Source organism: Faecalimonas nexilis (assembly GCF_059731825.1).
In genome coordinates this window covers 2,432,394-2,448,808 of sequence record NZ_AP029189.1, presented here as the reverse complement: position 1 = coordinate 2,448,808, position 16,415 = coordinate 2,432,394, and the positions used below count along the sequence as shown (strand labels likewise).

Sequence of the window (16,415 nt, the reverse complement as noted above, 5' to 3'; positions counted from 1 at the left end):
GAATGGGAAAAGAAATAATGATCCGTGACCTGACCTTTTCCTATGGCGGGAACGGAAATCAACTGGAACATATATCGTTAGACATTGCTGCCGGAGAAGTCATTGTTATGACCGGCCCATCAGGAAGTGGAAAAAGCTCTTTGACAAGAGTGATTAACGGACTGATCCCCTATTTTTACGAGGGGGAATTAAGCGGGGATGTTTTTGTGGACGGGAAACCGCTGAAAGAAATTCCGTCCTGGGAGCGCGGCAAAATCGTAGGGAATGTATTCCAAGACCCCAGGAGCCAGTTTTTTGCCAATGAGGTTGCCGGTGAGGTTGCTTTCGGCTGTGAAAACTACGGTTATTCCCATGAGGAAATTCGGAACCATGTTCACCGGGCGGCGGCGGACATTAAGATTCAAAACATTCTGGATCATAGCCTGCACAGCCTGTCCTATGGAATGCGCCAGAAGGTTGCGATTGCATCGGCAGAGGCGATAGACCCGGAAATCTATGTAATGGATGAACCGTCTGCCAATCTGGATATTGCATCTACTTATCGCTTTGCGGACATTATCTGCGATTTGAAACAGCAGGGAAAAACCATTATCATAGCAGAACACCGGCTTTATTATCTGATGGATCTGGCAGACCGCTTCCTGTGTGTGCAGAAAGGAAAAATTGTGCGTGAATTTACCGCACAACAAATGAAAGCTCTGACTAATAAGGAAATCCAGGCATTGGGACTTCGCACTCCTGACCTGCATCAGATTGAGCAGACGGAAATCCCGTCTGCGGCAACCGGCGAGGTTGTCCTGAAAGTGAAAAAACTGAACCACTCTTTTGGTGAAACAATTGTAGCTAAGGATATTGACTTTCAATGCCGTAAGGGAGAAGTGATTGCCCTGATCGGCCCCAACGGAACGGGCAAAAGCACCATAGGGCGAATCTTGGCAGGGCTTTTGAAAGAGAAATCCGGCGAAGTCGTTTTATTCGGAAAGCATTGCAGACCCAAAGACCGCTTGGGAAAGGTCTGGTACATTCCCCAGGATTTAGACAGCCAGCTATTCGGTGAGGATTTGCTGGACGAACTGACTACTGGCTCAGAGGCCAGCCCGGAGCGGAAGCAAGCGGCAGAAGAAATTCTGGAAGCCCTGGAACTGACGCCGTTCATCAAGCAGCATCCCTCTACGCTGTCAGGAGGGCAAAAGCAGAGGCTGGCTCTTGGCGTAGCTCTGATACACGAAGCACCTATTATCATACTTGACGAACCTACAAGTGGGCTGGACGGCACGAATATGCGGAATGTCAGCCGGATGATCCGCAAACTGGCGAAGATGGGGCGCACCATTATCGTCATTACCCATGACGCAGAGTGTGCGCTTGCCTGTTGCGAGCGGGCAATGCGCCTTGAAAACGGATATATTACTGATGATTTTCAAATCAGAGGAGCAGAGCTTCTTTTGAAAAAAATTGGGTATGACCAAAAGGAGGGTTAGGAATGACACAGCAAAATGAGAAACAGCCGAAGGCAAAGACTGGACTGGCGCGTTGCCTGGAATTAGCTTCGGGTCATAAATGGCTTTTGTTTCTATCAGGGTTTCTGGCTGCGCTGGCAGCAATTTGTTCTTTTGCACCTTGTTTATCAATTTATTACATCGTTCGGGAAATCCTGTTTGTTTACCCGGATATGTCGCTCTTGAATGTTTCTGCAATCTCAACCTGGGGCTGGCTTGCCCTGGCTGGTATTTTGGGGAACATCGTATTTTACTTTTTTGCCTTACTGTGTTCCCACATTGCAGCGTTTGGAACGCTTTATGAATTGAAGGTGGCCTTTGCCGACCACATTATGCATATTCCGCTTGGGTATCATCTGACCTTGGGCAGCGGCAAACTGAGAAAAATCATGGACGAAAACATTGAAAGCGTTGAGAAATTTATTGCTCACCAGCTCCCGGATTTTGTCGCCTCTTTGGTCGCACCGCTTGTTCTGGTCATTATTCTTCTTGGGATTGACTGGCGGTATGGTGTGGTTTGTCTGGTTGGTATTGTTCTGGCCTTCATCGTTCAGTTTGCAGGATTCAACGGTGAAGCAAAGGAAAAAATGCACCGTTTTCAGACCGCCCAGGAGAACATGAACAGCGCCTCTGTGGAATATGTGCGCGGTATGCCGGAGATCAAAGCATTTAATCAGACCGCAGATTCTTTTAAGCGGTTGAGCAAATCTATTAAGGACTATACCTCTTTCGTGCTGGAGTACGCATTGGGCTGGCAAAACTGTATGCCTGCATTTACCACAATCATCAACAATATTTATCTGTTTTTAATTCCGGTAGGTGTTCTGATCGGGATGCATACTACGGATTTCAGAGAGTATTCGTTGACATTCATTTTCTACCTGATTATTGTACATGCGATTTCCGGTATCCTGAATAAGATCATGTTTATCTCGGAGTCCTTTACGCAGATTGACGGCAATGTAGAGCGCATGGATGAAATCTTGCGTATCCCGGTTCTGCCGGAAAAGAATACAAAGGCTGTTATACAAAACTATGACATTGCTTTTCAGGATGTCAGCTTTTCCTATGAAACTGATTCCCAAGTCAAGGCCCTGGCTCATGTCTCTTTCCTTGCGCCTCATGGCAAGGTAACAGCCGTTGTCGGCCCTTCCGGTGGCGGTAAAAGTACCATAGCCAACCTAATCTCCCGATTTTATGATGTGACGGACGGAAGTATTCAAATCGGTGGTGTTGACATTCGGGATATTCCGCTGGATGCGCTGATGGATAAGGTGAGCTTTGTATTTCAGGATACATTCCTCTTTAAGCAGAGCATCCTGGATAACATCCGCATGGGAAATCCAGATGCTACGGAGGAACAGGTGATTGCGGCGGCAAAGGCGGCAAGATGCCACGAATTTATCGAGCAACTTCCAAACGGTTATCAGACTGTGATTGGAAGCACCGGCGTTCATCTCTCAGGTGGTGAACGCCAACGGATTGCCATTGCAAGTGCTATCGTAAAGGATGCCCCTATCATCGTACTGGACGAGGCAACCGCATTCAGCGACCCGGAAAATGAGTACCTGATTCAAAAAGCCTTTGAAAAGCTAATCCAGAATAAAACGGTTGTAATGATAGCCCATCGTCTGTCTACGATTCGCAACGCTGACCAGATCCTTGTCATGGAAAAAGGACACCTGATTGAATCTGGCACCCATGACGAGTTGCTGAAGAAGGGTGGAAAATACGCGCAGATGTGGAGCAGCTATACGGAGTCGATCAACTGGAAAATCAGTACAAGGAAAGGCGGTGTGATCTATGAGTAAGCTGAAAGAAAAGTTAATGCTATCGGAGAAAGGCTACTCCGACTTAAAAAAAGCAATTACAGCCTGCACAATAACCAATATTGCACTGCTACTTCCTTCAATGGTAGCCTGCCTACTTTTTTGGGAACTGCTGAAACCGTTCACCGGAGAAGCAATTTCATGGGACGCACTGTGGAAGCTGCTGGGACTGGGAGTGGTTGCGGCTATTCTGGTATTCCTGGCTGCAAAAAATGATTATAGAAAAACCTACATTGCTTCTTATAAAGAGGCCAGCACGACCAGACTTCGGATCGCAGAACATCTTCGCAAGCTCCCCATGAGCTTCTTTAACACAAAAGATTTATCTGATATTACCACAAACATGATGGCGGATTGCAGCAGCATGGAATCCATGCTCAGCAGTACCATTCCGCCGCTGATCGCAAATATTATCTCTGTCACCCTGACCTGCATTTGTCTGGCATTTTTTGACTGGAGAATGGCCCTTGCGATTTTCTGTACGATGCCGGTCACATTTCTTATCATCTGGTGCAGACGCAAGCTGCAACTCCGTCTGTTTGATAAACAGGTGGATGTGAAGTTGGAGGCGTCCAGCCAGATTCAGGAATACCTGGAAGGTATCAAAATTATTAAATCCTGCGGCCTTAGCGGTTCCCGTTTCTCCACGCTGGACAAAGCACTCCAAGCCATGAGAAAAATCGCCATCAGGGTGGAACTGGCCTCTGGTATTCTGGTTCAGGGAGCCAGCCTGGTTCTGCAAGCAGGTCTTGGTATTACCATTTTTATTGGAACGGTACTGATAACTGGTGGGCAAATTGAACTGCTTCCTTTGCTGGTGCTGTTCATGTTCTCCACGCAGATTTACGGCCCAATCCTTGCCATCCTTTCGCAGTTAACCTCTCTGTTTCATTTGGGGACTGTTACCAACCGTATGCGTACCCTGCTGACCACCCCTGTTATGGAGGGCGAAGATAAGGATATGGCTAACTATGACATTGAATTGAAAAATGTCACTTTCGGATATAACCGGGACGATGTTATCAAGGATGTATCTTTTTCTATTCCAACTGGCAGCGTAACAGCCCTAGTAGGGCCTTCCGGTAGCGGCAAAAGCACAATTTCCAAACTCATTGCCCGCTTTTGGGATGTAAGAAAAGGTCAGATTTCCATTGGTGGTATGGATGTCCGCACCATTGAACCGGAACACCTGATGCGCTGTATGTCCTTTGTATTTCAGGATGTGACCTTGTTCAACGACACTGTTTTTAATAACATCCGCGTAGGCAACATGAACGCTACCGAAGAGCAGGTCATGGCGGCGGCAAAGGCAGCGTACTGTAACGAATTTATCCAGCGATTGCCGGATGGTTATCAGACTATCTTGGGGGAGAACGGCAGCACTCTTTCTGGCGGAGAACGTCAGCGAATCTCCATTGCCCGCGCTCTGCTGAAAGATGCCCCGATTATTCTTCTTGATGAAGCAACAGCATCTCTTGACCCGGAGAACGAGGTTTTAATCCAGCGGGCCATTGCAAAGCTGGTGGAGGGTAAGACGGTCATTATGATTGCTCACCGGCTCCGTACTGTGGTGGATGCCGACCAGATCATCGTTTTGAAAGATGGTAAACTGGTCGAGCAAGGAACGCATGGAGAATTGATGAAAAAGAAAGGGCTGTATGAAAAGTTGTATCATATTCAGCAGGAAAGCCTTGGATGGACTGTGTAATTGGTATATGCAGGAGCATAACACTGGGAGTATTTGGAAATCATCTGCTAGCAAGAAGAAAGGGGGGCGCACATGGATGTTTTCATTGGTTATTCGTGAAGCATGGGAAGAATTGCAAAAAAAACAGACGAAGGAAAGCAAAGAGTTTATGAAGCCCGTAATAACTCCGTCCGGGGAGGACTATCTGGAAACCATCCTTGTTCTCCATAAGAAAATGGGTATGGTGCGCTCCGTAGATGTTGCCCGGCACATGGGAGTGTCAAAACCGAGTGTTTGTGTGGCGGTCAACACCCTGAAAGACGGCGGCTTTCTCATAATGGATGAAGATCACCTTCTCCATTTGACCGATGTGGGCCGCGAGGTTGCCGAAAAGATTTATGAACGTCATTGCTTCTTTACAGAACAGCTTATCGCAGCAGGTGTTGATCCAGAAACTGCAGAGGTCGATGCCTGCCGTATAGAACATGTAATCAGTAATGAAAGCTTTGAACGGTTGAAAAAGGCTGCCTTTAGAAATCAGGAAAACGAGATTTCTGCCCTGTCAAAAGAGATAAAGGATAAGCCCACCGAATAAAAAAAACGGTGTTTCGGTGGGCGGCTTCATCATGCCTTATTACACATCTTCCCTCTGAACCCGTTTTGAGTTTGGAGGGATTTTTTATGTGCTGGTCTGCTTCAGACGCCCCGCTGCTTATTCAAAGCAGCAACTACCTACATAATTTCATATAGGAATGAGGATAGCCTCTCAAAAAAACCTTCTTCTGTTGGTGGCACTCTCACGCCCCTAATATAGAAGTTTTAGTTGTTCATAATGAACCTCCTGAAATAAATGTTGCTTGTAGTAAATAGTGAAAACAAACAGCAAAACGGAGGTGGGCGAATAAAAAAATCAGATATGTAATTGTTGAATGATACAAAATGTGATAGATTAATCATAGCAGTTCTTTTGTTGTGTGAGTTTGTTGTGTTAGGGGTAATTCAACAATATAACATATACAAAAAAACTGCTACTTTTATTTGAAAAAAGCAACGATTGTATTGTACGTAATGCTAGCCATCGCGCTAGCGATTTGGTACAATAAGTGATGAAGAAAAGAAGAGTATAATTACTTATCTTATAAAGGAAGTTCAAATTTATCCGCATGGTGAATCGGAAATGCCGTTAAAGTCTATTGAGTTTAACTTTCCGATATATCGTGATGGTAAAGAAGTAAGGAAGATTTTGTGGGAATCTGGTAATACCGTTGAAAGTATCATGCTTTTGTCCCGAAAATAACCAGATAGTGTTATCAATGCGAAGGAAAAGTGCCGCTTGATAATATAATATTGCTAAGAGAGCCGTTGCGTACAAGCCGAAAGAGCGCGTGACCAACAAGATGATTAAGGAATACATAGAAGCGAAATATGGCTTCAAGATACATACCGCATACATCGCAGAGGTGAAGTGAAAATTGGGCTTGCCGATGTATGATGTTCATAATGCGGTGGAAGAATTGAAACAGCCGAGGAAACATCCGACAGCAGAGAAAGTGGAAGCAATAAGGGATGCATTGAGATATTTTGAAGTAATATAGCTTGTATTGCAAAATATTAGAAAGATTAATAGATAATTTGTAAATGAGAGGATGCTTTGATATGATGAACGAATTTTTTTATAAGGAAATTAAAGAAATTTTAATTTCAGCAAGAAATAAAGTCTATCAGACAGCCAATTTTGCAATGGTTGAAGCCTACTGGAATATCGGGAAATCAATCATTGAAGAACAAGGTGGTAATGAGAAAGCGGAGTATGGTACAGGTTTACTAAAAGAGTTGTCAAAGCAAATGACACAGGATTTTGGAAAAGGATTTACCGTTGCCAATTTGAAAAATATGCGACAGTTTTATTTGACATTTCCAGATGGCTACGCATTGCGTAGCGAATTGAGTTGGACGCATTATCGGCTTCTGATGCGAGTAGAGAATGAAAATGCAAGAGAATTTTATATGCAGGAAGCTGTAAAATCTCAATGGAGTACCAGATAACTTGAGCGACAGATAAATTCATTTTTTTATGAAAGGTTATTATCCAGTAAAAATAAAAAGCAAGTTGCAGAGGAAATACAGACATTAGAGCCAGCGAAAAAAACAGAAGATGTTATACGTGACCCGTATGTGTTGGAATTTCTTGGGCTGACACCTAATGATGATTTTTATGAAAGTGATTTAGAGCAAGCGTTAATTACACATTTGCAGAAATTTCTTTTAGAACTCGGTAGAGGATTTTCTTTTGTTGCCAGACAGAAAAGAATTACTTTCGATGGTCGTCATTTTAGAATTGACCTTGTATTCTATAATTACATTTTGAAATGTTTTGTTCTGATGGATTTAAAAGTTGGTGATTTAACACATCAGGACTTAGGTCAGATGCAAATGTATGTTCACTATTATGAGCGGGAGCTTATGAATGAAGGGGACAATCCTCCGATTGGCATTGTATTATGTGCAGATAAAAGTGAATCTGTGGTTAAATATACGCTGCCTGAAAATGAAACACAGATTTTTGCTTCAAAATATAAATTATATTTACCAAGCGAAGAAGAATTATTGAGGGAGTTAAATCAGGAATATCAAGCGTTGGAGTCTAGCAAGACAGTGGGAGAAGATATTGGTAGTGAAAAAGAGGAGGGGAGATATTGAAATATACAGGAAAATATAAAGAAATGGCGGAACAGTTTCAAAAGGATGGTTGTGATGAATATACGATAGAGCAATTTATTAGGCGAGAGATGGAAACAGATGGGTTTACTAAGGGCGGTGGAACAACAGACCTAGAAGCTGTGAAGCTTTGGAAAAGCTATCCGGATGAGATGAAGGAAATATGGTTTCACAATGCGTTCTGTATTAACTGCGGAAAAGTATCATTTAAGCCGGGATATAGTCTGCGGAAAGATAAATTTGGCGTGGTAATTGAAGGCTTCTGTGCTAAATGCGGAGAACGGATTATAAGGTGCTGTGACTGATGAATAGGATAGAAACTGCAAAACAGTGAAAAAATGAGGAATCACCATGATATTAAGTGCAAGCAGAAGAACAGATATTCCGAATTATTATTCAGAATGGTTTATAAATAGAATAAGAGAGGGCTTTTTATATGTGCGTAACCCGATGAATGCACATCAGGTAAGTAAAATCAATCTATCACCGGACGTGATAGATTGTATTGTATTTTGGACAAAAAATCCAATCAATATGTTAGGAAAACTAGAAGAACTAAAACCTTACATGTATTATTTTCAATTTACACTGACTGGGTACGGAAGAGATGTGGAACCAAATCTTCCGCACAAGAGGGAAGCACTGATTCCCACATTTCAAAGGTTATCTGAGCAAATTGGAAAAGAGAGGGTGATATGGAGATATGATCCGATATTTCTAAGTGACAGATATACGGTAGAGTATCATATAAAAGCATTTGAGGAGATTGCGGCGAGTCTTGCTGGATATACGGATAAAGTTGTGATTAGTTTTATAGATTTCTACAAAAAAACGATGCGAAATACAAGAACTCTTGCAATTCAGCAGATGACGGCTCAGAAGACGAGAACTCTTGCTGAAAAAATGGCAGAGATTGCTTTAAGATATTTGTTGGATATTGAGACATGTGCTGAGAAAATCAATCTTCAGGAGTTTGGAATTTCAAAAGGGCATTGTATTGATAAAAGGTTGATTGAAAAGCTTTTAGGATGTGAGCTGAGCGGACAGAAAGATAAATATCAGAGAGAGTCTTGTGGTTGTTTGGAGAGTGTTGAAGTGGGAACATACAATACGTGTTTCAATGGTTGTAAATATTGCTATGCAAATTTCCATGAAACAAAGGTAAAAGAGAATGCGAGACAATATGATAAAAGTTCACCGCTGTTATGCGGAACGCTTACACAGTATGATAAGATTACGGACAGAAAAATAAAGTCTCTCAAGGATGGACAGTTTTCGCTTTTTAGAGAGTGACGCTCTGTTAAAAATCTAACCATTTTGTTAAATAAACTACTTTTAGCAAAAATAATTACAAGCCTCTCGCTTGATGCTATAATAGCTACTATTACGTTACTACACTACAGTGAGCGTATTTGTAAAACAAAAGAAGGGATGGTAAAAGCAATGAGTAGATTAGAGCTTGCGTCGCCTACAAGAGCTGATATTATTATGGAAGAGCTCTATAAGGATTTGGAACGCAGAATTGAATCGAGCCCGCCAGGATTATGTCCGGTTGATATGGCGCGTGCATTTTTGGAACTATGTCATGCACAGACCTGTGGAAAATGTGTGCCATGTCGAATCGGTCTTGGACAATTGAATGGTTTCATCAAGGATGTGCTGGATGGAAATGCGACGATGGAGACACTGGATATTATGGAGCAGACAGCGCTTTCTATTATGGAGTCGGCGGACTGCGCCATCGGCTATGAGGCGGCTCACACAGTATATAAAGGATTGATCGGTTATCGTGATGACTATGTGGAGCATATAAAAAATGGGCGTTGTACCTGTACATACAGCCAGCCGGTGCCGTGTGTATCGTTATGTCCGGCACATGTGGATGTTCCGGGATATGTAGCGCTTGTCGGAGAGGGGAGATATAAGGATGCAGTTCGTCTGATTCGTAAAGACAATCCGTTTCCGACTACGTGTGGGTTTATCTGTGAGCATCCATGCGAGGCGAGATGCCGTAGAAATATGATGGATGATGCCATTAACATCCGTGGTTTGAAAAGAGTGGCGGCGGATTTTGCAGGTGAGGTGGAACCACCGGCTTGTGCACCGTCCACCGGAAAGCGTATTGCAGTGCTCGGCGGAGGCCCGGGAGGATTAAGTGCGGCATATTATCTGCAGCTTATGGGACATCAGACAACCGTCTATGAGATGCTTCCGAAGCTTGGAGGAATGCTTCGCTACGGAATCCCGAACTATCGTCTGCCAAAAGAACGCCTTGAAGAAGATGTGAATGCTATTTTAAAAACAGGTGTTGAGGTAAAATACGGTTTGAAGATCGGAACAGATATTACGATTCAGCAGCTTCAGAAAGAGTACGATGCAGTGTTAATTACCATTGGAGCAAGTACGGATAAAAAACTGGGCTTGGAAGGCGAGGATGCAGAAGGGATCTTTTCGGCAGTGCAGTTTTTAAGAAATGTAGGTCAGAATATCATCATGGATCTGACAGGGAAAGAAGTTGCGGTAATCGGAGGCGGTAATGTTACAATGGATGTTGTTCGTACAGCAAAACGTCTTGGTGCGAAGAAAGTCAGTGCCGTATATAGAAGAAGGGCTGCCGATATGACAGCGCTTCCGATAGAGATTGAGGGTGCAGTGGCAGAGGGCATTGAGATGCAGACATTAAAGGCACCGGCTTCTTTAGATGTGGATGAAAATCATCACATCAAGGGGATCTATGTGACACCGCAGATGATCAGCGCAATTAACAATGGTCGCGCAAGTATCAAACCGACCGGTGAGGAAGATGTGTACATTCCTTGTGATGTTTTAGTTGTTGCAGTAGGTCAAAATATAGAGACGAAACATTTTGAGGAGGCCGGAATTCCGGTAAGCCGCGGGAAAATCGTCACAAAGAGTAATGGTTCTATAGAAAATCTGCCGGGAGTATTTGCGGGTGGAGACTGTGCAAGCGGACCAGCTTCTGTTATCAAAGCGATTGCGGCGGCGAAAGTGGCGGCTGCCAATATTGATGAGTATTTGGGATATCGTCATGAGATTTCCTGTGATGTGGAGATTCCGGAGGCGCATTTAGATGACAGAACTCCTTGTGGCAGAGTGAATTTGACAGAGCGTGAGGCAAGCGAGCGTGTGAAAGACTGGGAAGGCTGTGAGAATTGCATGACAGAAAAAGAGGCAAAGCAGGAAGCCGGTCGCTGTCTGCGATGTGACCATTTCGGATATGGAATCTTTAAAGGAGGCAGAGAAAAAATATGGTAAATCTTACAATAGACGGAAAGCAGATTACTGTAAAAGAGAATAGCACGATCATGGAGGCAGCTGCCCAGAATGGGATTCCGATTCCACATCTATGTTATCTGAAAGGAATCAATGAGATTGCAGCCTGTCGCGTCTGTGTGGTGGAGTTGGAAGGAAAAGAAAGACTGATTACCTCGTGTAATAATGTGGCAAAAGAGGGGATGGTCATCTACACAAACAGTCCGAAGGTGAGAAGGCATAGAAAAACGAATGTAGAATTGATTCTTTCACAGCATAATTGTGAGTGTGTTACTTGCCCGAGAAGTGGAAACTGTATGCTGCAGACTGTTGCGAATGATTTGAACATTCTTGAAATCCCATACAGGATGCAATTAGAGAAACAGATGTGGAACAAAGAGTTTCCATTGATTCGGGATTCTTCCAAATGTATCAAATGCATGCGTTGTATTCAGGTTTGTGATAAGGTACAGTCATTGCATATCTGGGATGTGGAAGGAACAGGCTCCAGAACAACGGTAAATGTGTCTGGACATAAGACGATTGAAGAGTCAGCCTGTTCGCTCTGTGGTCAGTGTGTTACGCATTGTCCGGTGGGAGCTCTTCGAGAGAGAAATGACACGGAGAAAGTGTGGGAGGCTCTTTCAGATCCAAATAAGATTGTAGTGACACAGGTGGCTCCGGCAGTGCGTACCGCATGGGGAGAAGAATTTGGGCTGCAGCCAAATGAGGCGACAGTGGGCATGATCCTGGATGCACTCAAGAAAATGGGAGCTGATTATGTGTTTGATACCTGCTTCTCAGCGGATCTTACGATTATGGAGGAAGCAACGGAGTTTATTCAGAGATTTACCTCAGGAGAATTAAAGGAGCGTCCAATGTTCACTTCGTGTTGTCCTGGATGGGTTCGATTTGCAAAATCCCAGTTCCCTCATATGGTCAAATATCTTTCTTCAGCAAAGTCACCGCAGCAGATGTTTGGTACAGTTATGAAGACGTATTTTGCGCAAAAACTGGGCGTAAGTCCGGAGCAGATTTTCACAGTCTCGATCATGCCGTGTCTGGCAAAAAAAGGAGAGCAGGAGATGGAGTTGTTCCACGGAGAATATGCAGGTAAAGATATTGATGTGGTACTTACGACAAGAGAATTTGTGAAAATGATTCGAGCAGCGCATATTAGTCCGGAGACATTGAAAAATCGAGAAAGTGATCGTCCAATGCAGGAGGGAACAGGAGCCGGTGTGATCTTTGGAACGACTGGCGGTGTAATGGAAGCGGCGCTTCGCAGTGCGTATTTTTTCCTTAAAGGTGAGAATGCAGCGGCTGATGCATTTCAGGCAGTGAGAGCGGAAGGCTTCAATGCAAACCACGGCGTGCAGGAAGCAGAATTTCAGATTGATGATATTACCGTGCGGACAGCGGTGGTAAGCGGACTTGGAAATACAAGGGCGCTGATGAAGAAAATCGAGAGAGGCGAAGTACACTATGATTTTGTAGAAGTGATGGCATGTCCGGGCGGATGTGTAGGGGGCGGCGGACAGCCGATTCACGACGGAGAGGAGCGGGCTTTTGAAAGAGGCAAGAGGCTTTATCAGTTAGATGCAGATGCGAAAATCCGTTATTCACATGACAATCCGGATATCAAGCGCCTCTATGAAGAATATTTTGGTGAGCCGAATGAACATAAGGCGCACATGCTGTTACATACAGATCATCTGGAGAGTATGGAACGATATGGAACAGGATATCGGAACTATAGAGAAGAATAAAACATTTGAAGCAGCAGTTAATCTGTAAGATTGACTGCTGCTTGTTTTAGAATGAAGTTTTTGGACGAATGTCTGATGTGTAAAATATAATGATAAAATTGTTGTAACTATTGACGATACAACAAAAACGTGGTAAATTTGTTGTAATAAAAAATATTACAACAAATTTATTGGGAGGAATGGATATGAATGTTCAGAGATGTTTGGAAATATTACGTGAAGTAAAGGATGTTGCGTTTGCCACAGTTGATGAAAAGGGACTTCCTCAAATTCGTATTATTGATGTGATGCTGGTTGAAAATGAGAAACTGTACTTTTGCACCGCAAGAGGAAAAGATTTTTACAGCCAGATTATCAAAAACAGTCAGGTTGCCATTACTGGAATGAATCAAAATTTTCAAATGATCCGGTTAGACGGTAAGGCTGAAAAATTGGAAGAACACAGAAAGTGGATTGACAGGATTTTTGAGGAAAATCCGTCCATGAACACCGTTTATCCTAATGAGAGCAGATATGTACTCGAAGCGTTCTGCATTGAGAATGGTTCTGTTGAGTTTTTTGACTTGGGAAAAGAGCCGATTGTCAGAGAAGGTTTTATGCTCGGAAGTGCAAAGACAAAAGAAAACGGGTTTTTTATTACAGATGCATGTATTCAATGTGGAAAGTGCGAAGATATTTGTCCGCAAAAGTGTATTACAGAGTATGTGGTTGGTCTTTATAGAAAAAAAGGCTTTCTTTTTGAATCTATTATGGGAGCATTTAGAAATTTCTCTGGTTGCTATTGTGATAGCTGTTTTATTCGGTGGCATAGTCGGAATCCTGATCGGTGAATTTCAAAAGACAGCAAAACTGACTTTGGGAATAATAAATTTTTTATATACAATCCCATCTATTTCTAGGCTTGGCTTTTTAATTCCTTTTTCGGGTGTTGGAAATGCGACTGCTGTTATTGCACTGACGGTTTACGCTCTTTTGCCGATGGTAAGAAATACCCACACCGGAATAGCAAATGTTGACCTTGCTATTTTAGAGGCGGCAAAAGGTATGGGAAGCACAAGAATGCAGATTCTTTTCAAGATAAAACTGCCGCTTGCGATGCCGGTTATTTTGTCCGGAATTCGCAATATGGTTACAATGACAATCGCCCTTGCAGGTATAGCTTCGTTCATCGGTGCAGGAGGTTTGGGTGTTGCGATTTACAGGGGTATCACGACAAACAACGCTGCAATGACTATGGTTGGCAGCTTACTCATTGCTCTGCTTGCATTGATCATGGATTTTCTGCTTGTTTTTTTTGAAAAACGAATCAGCAGCCGCAGCGTAAAAGTAAAAAAGGCAAATCGTATAATAGCAATTGTCGTATGTTTACTTTGTCTGTGCATGGCGATTGGCACATTATTTCCTGTTAATAGACAGGATACAATACATATCGCGACAAAGCCGATGACAGAACAATATGTGTTGGGGGAAATGTTGGACATTCTGATCGAACAGGATACAGATTTAAATGTGGAATTAACACAAGGTGTCGGCGGAGGCACGTCGAATATTAAGCCTGCAATGGAAAGCGGTGAATTTGATATTTATCCAGAATATACAGGGACAGCTTGGAATATGGTTTTGAAAAAAGACAGCTTGTATTCGGAGCAGAATATGATTTCTTTGAGCGGGAAGATGGATATGATGCTCTTTGTGACGCTTATGGTTTCACATTCAAAAAGACCATGGACATGGATATTGGATTGAAATATCAGGCAATCAATGAAGGAAAAATTGATGTAATGGTCATTTTTACGACAGACGGACAGCTAAGCGTTTCAGATGTTACTGTTTTAGAGGATGATAAAAATTTTTATCCGTCCTATCTGTGCGGAAATGTGATTCGTTCTGAAGTTTTAGAAGAACATCCTGAATTGGCGAAAATATTTAACAAGCTTACAGGGGTTATTTCAGATAAAGATATGGCACAAATGAATTACGCTGTCGAGAGCGAGGGAAAAGAGCCAAGAGAAGTAGCCGAAACGTTTTTGCGAAATGCAAATCTTTTGAAATGAGGTGACAAGAAATGAACACAGCAATTGAATTTAAAAATATCAAAAAAGTATATGGGAACAAAGTTGTTTTGGAAAGATTCAACTTTTCTGTTGCAAAGGGTGAATTTGTTACGATCATCGGTTCTTCCGGATGTGGAAAAACAACGGTTTTAAAAATGATAAATGGTCTTATCGAGCCGACAAGCGATGATATTTTTGTAGACGGAAGCAATATTCTGGATAAAAACTTGACAGAACTGCGGTCCAATATCGGATATGCAATTCAGGGGAGCGTTTTGTTCCCGCATATGACAGTAGAACAGAATATTTCTTATGTTCAGAATCTCATCAACAAGAAAAATAAGGAAAAGACCAAGCTTGCAGTTTCCAAATGGATGAAACTGGTTGGTCTTGACGAAGAGTTGAAAGAGCGCTATCCGGCTGAGTTATCGGGAGGACAGCAGCAGAGGGTTGGAATAGCAAGAGCACTGGCGGCATCTCCTGAGATTCTGCTGATGGACGAGCCTTTCGGTGCGGTTGATGAAATTACTCGTGGACAGTTGCAGATTGAGCTGAAACAAATCCATAAAAAAACGGGGATCACCGTTTTGTTTGTCACTCACGATATTTCGGAGGCGCTGAAACTTGGCACAAAGGTGCTTGTTATGGGTAAAGGTCAGGTGCAGCAGTATGCAAAGCCGGACGACCTTTTGCGTAATCCAAATACAGATTTTGTAAAACAGCTAGTGGACAAAGAGAGACGTACCTGTTATTTGCCTGATGAACGCTTAGAAGATTGTGAGTATAGCGGAGCAGGGAATAAGTAGTTCGGATGAGGCGGTGAAGAGATTTATAAATATTTTGATAAAAGTGGGTACAGCACGAAAAAACTGTGCTAAAATAGAAGCAAGATAAGCTGTTTTCCAAGTGATAAATATGTTAAAAAGTAAGGAGATGATTTTTATGAACAATAAGTATGTGGGAACAGAGACAGAAAAAAATTTAAGAAGTGCTTTTTCAGGAGAGTCGGAGGCGAGAAATAAATACACTTATTTCGCTTCCGTAGCAAAAAAAGAAGGTTATGAGCAGATTGCTGCATTATTCCAAAAGACGGCGGATAATGAAAAAGAGCATGCGAAGATGTGGTTTAAAGAATTAAACGGAATCGGAAATACGGCAGATAATCTGAAAGCAGCCGCAGAAGGTGAAAATTACGAGTGGACAGATATGTATGAGGGATTTGCGAAGACAGCAGAAGAGGAAGGATTTCCGGAACTGGCAGCAAAATTTCGCCTTGTAGCCGAGATTGAGAAGCATCATGAGGAACGGTATAGAGCATTATTGAAGAATGTCGAGACGGCAGCTGTGTTTGAAAAAAGTGAAGTGAAAGTATGGGAGTGCAGAAACTGTGGTCATCTTGTAGTGGGAACAAAAGCACCGGAAGTTTGTCCAACATGTGCTCATCCTCAGAGCTATTTTGAAGTTCGGGCTGAAAATTATTAAAATGAAACAGAAAACGGCTTATCTGCTTTAAATAAGGAATGTATGCGAACAAAAAACTTGACAATACTTTCTCATAGGTATATCATGTTTGACGTAAGGACAAA

The 16,415-nt window shown here is 42.8% G+C and carries 11 protein-coding genes and 3 pseudogenes; all 14 read left to right on the top strand.

The window, feature by feature from the left end; all coding sequences use genetic code 11:
- Window positions 1-2: 2 nt before the first annotated feature.
- The 14 genes and pseudogenes from AC6I5B_RS12405 (at window position 3) to rbr (ending at window position 16,311) form a co-directional block, all read left to right on the top strand.
- Entirely contained in the window at window positions 3-1,481 is a 1,479-nt protein-coding gene (locus AC6I5B_RS12405; protein WP_004611452.1) for an ABC transporter ATP-binding protein, read from the top strand.
- A gap of 2 nt (window positions 1,482-1,483) precedes the next feature.
- Window positions 1,484-3,310 carry an ABC transporter ATP-binding protein gene (locus AC6I5B_RS12400; protein WP_004611451.1) on the top strand — a complete coding sequence of 609 codons (1,827 nt, stop codon included), beginning with the start codon at window positions 1,484-1,486 and terminating at the stop codon, window positions 3,308-3,310.
- Window positions 3,303-5,036 carry an ABC transporter ATP-binding protein gene (locus tag AC6I5B_RS12395; protein ID WP_055151422.1) on the top strand — a complete coding sequence of 578 codons (1,734 nt, stop codon included), beginning with the start codon at window positions 3,303-3,305 and terminating at the stop codon, window positions 5,034-5,036. Before AC6I5B_RS12400 ends, AC6I5B_RS12395 begins: the two co-directional genes overlap by 8 nt.
- A 148-nt stretch (window positions 5,037-5,184) precedes the next feature.
- Window positions 5,185-5,610: a metal-dependent transcriptional regulator gene (locus tag AC6I5B_RS12390; RefSeq protein ID WP_044986668.1), complete on the top strand. Its 426-nt coding sequence runs from the start codon at window positions 5,185-5,187 to the stop codon at window positions 5,608-5,610.
- Window positions 5,611-6,228: 618 nt separating this feature from the next.
- A pseudogene (locus tag AC6I5B_RS12385) lies at window positions 6,229-6,610 on the top strand (recombinase family protein); the annotation flags it as partial.
- Window positions 6,611-6,674: 64 nt separating this feature from the next.
- Window positions 6,675-7,715: pseudogene (locus AC6I5B_RS12380) on the top strand (PDDEXK nuclease domain-containing protein).
- Entirely contained in the window at window positions 7,712-8,038 is a 327-nt protein-coding gene (locus AC6I5B_RS12375) for a hypothetical protein (RefSeq protein WP_004611445.1), read from the top strand. The pseudogene AC6I5B_RS12380 and the gene AC6I5B_RS12375 overlap by 4 nt, the downstream one beginning before the upstream one ends.
- Window positions 8,039-8,084: 46 nt before the next feature.
- A complete protein-coding gene (locus tag AC6I5B_RS12370) occupies window positions 8,085-9,026 on the top strand; it encodes a DUF1848 domain-containing protein (RefSeq protein WP_270606662.1) in 942 nt (313 codons plus the stop codon).
- Window positions 9,027-9,176: 150 nt separating this feature from the next.
- Window positions 9,177-11,009: an NAD(P)-binding protein gene (locus tag AC6I5B_RS12365; RefSeq protein WP_118208343.1), complete on the top strand. Its 1,833-nt coding sequence runs from the start codon at window positions 9,177-9,179 to the stop codon at window positions 11,007-11,009.
- Window positions 11,003-12,775, top strand: a complete 1,773-nt coding sequence (locus tag AC6I5B_RS12360; protein ID WP_117787029.1) for a [FeFe] hydrogenase, group A — start codon at window positions 11,003-11,005, stop codon at window positions 12,773-12,775. The genes AC6I5B_RS12365 and AC6I5B_RS12360 overlap by 7 nt, the downstream gene beginning before the upstream one ends.
- 185 nt (window positions 12,776-12,960) lie before the next feature.
- Window positions 12,961-13,605 carry a pyridoxamine 5'-phosphate oxidase family protein gene (locus AC6I5B_RS12355; RefSeq protein WP_318261212.1) on the top strand — a complete coding sequence of 215 codons (645 nt, stop codon included), beginning with the start codon at window positions 12,961-12,963 and terminating at the stop codon, window positions 13,603-13,605.
- Window positions 13,514-14,829, top strand: a pseudogene (locus AC6I5B_RS12350) (ABC transporter permease/substrate-binding protein). Before AC6I5B_RS12355 ends, AC6I5B_RS12350 begins: the two are co-directional and overlap by 92 nt.
- 11 nt (window positions 14,830-14,840) lie before the next feature.
- Window positions 14,841-15,635 carry an ATP-binding cassette domain-containing protein gene (locus AC6I5B_RS12345; protein WP_497773374.1) on the top strand — a complete coding sequence of 265 codons (795 nt, stop codon included), beginning with the start codon at window positions 14,841-14,843 and terminating at the stop codon, window positions 15,633-15,635.
- 136 nt (window positions 15,636-15,771) lie between these two features.
- Complete coding sequence (rbr, locus tag AC6I5B_RS12340; RefSeq protein ID WP_022250578.1) at window positions 15,772-16,311, top strand: rubrerythrin; 540 nt, start codon at window positions 15,772-15,774, stop codon at window positions 16,309-16,311.
- The last annotated feature ends 104 nt before the right edge of the window (window positions 16,312-16,415 follow it).

What these genes read in the sequence shown, in the direction of transcription:
- AC6I5B_RS12405 (WP_004611452.1), top strand. Translation starts at nt 3, where the DNA reads ATGGGAAAAGAAATAATGATCCGTGACCTGACCTTTTCCTATGGCGGG.
- AC6I5B_RS12400 (WP_004611451.1), top strand. Translation starts at nt 1,484, where the DNA reads ATGACACAGCAAAATGAGAAACAGCCGAAGGCAAAGACTGGACTGGCG.
- AC6I5B_RS12395 (WP_055151422.1), top strand. Translation starts at nt 3,303, where the DNA reads ATGAGTAAGCTGAAAGAAAAGTTAATGCTATCGGAGAAAGGCTACTCC.
- AC6I5B_RS12390 (WP_044986668.1), top strand. Translation starts at nt 5,185, where the DNA reads ATGAAGCCCGTAATAACTCCGTCCGGGGAGGACTATCTGGAAACCATC.
- AC6I5B_RS12370 (WP_270606662.1), top strand. Translation starts at nt 8,085, where the DNA reads ATGATATTAAGTGCAAGCAGAAGAACAGATATTCCGAATTATTATTCA.
- AC6I5B_RS12365 (WP_118208343.1), top strand. Translation starts at nt 9,177, where the DNA reads ATGAGTAGATTAGAGCTTGCGTCGCCTACAAGAGCTGATATTATTATG.
- AC6I5B_RS12360 (WP_117787029.1), top strand. Translation starts at nt 11,003, where the DNA reads ATGGTAAATCTTACAATAGACGGAAAGCAGATTACTGTAAAAGAGAAT.
- AC6I5B_RS12355 (WP_318261212.1), top strand. Translation starts at nt 12,961, where the DNA reads ATGAATGTTCAGAGATGTTTGGAAATATTACGTGAAGTAAAGGATGTT.
- AC6I5B_RS12345 (WP_497773374.1), top strand. Translation starts at nt 14,841, where the DNA reads ATGAACACAGCAATTGAATTTAAAAATATCAAAAAAGTATATGGGAAC.
- rbr (WP_022250578.1), top strand. Translation starts at nt 15,772, where the DNA reads ATGAACAATAAGTATGTGGGAACAGAGACAGAAAAAAATTTAAGAAGT.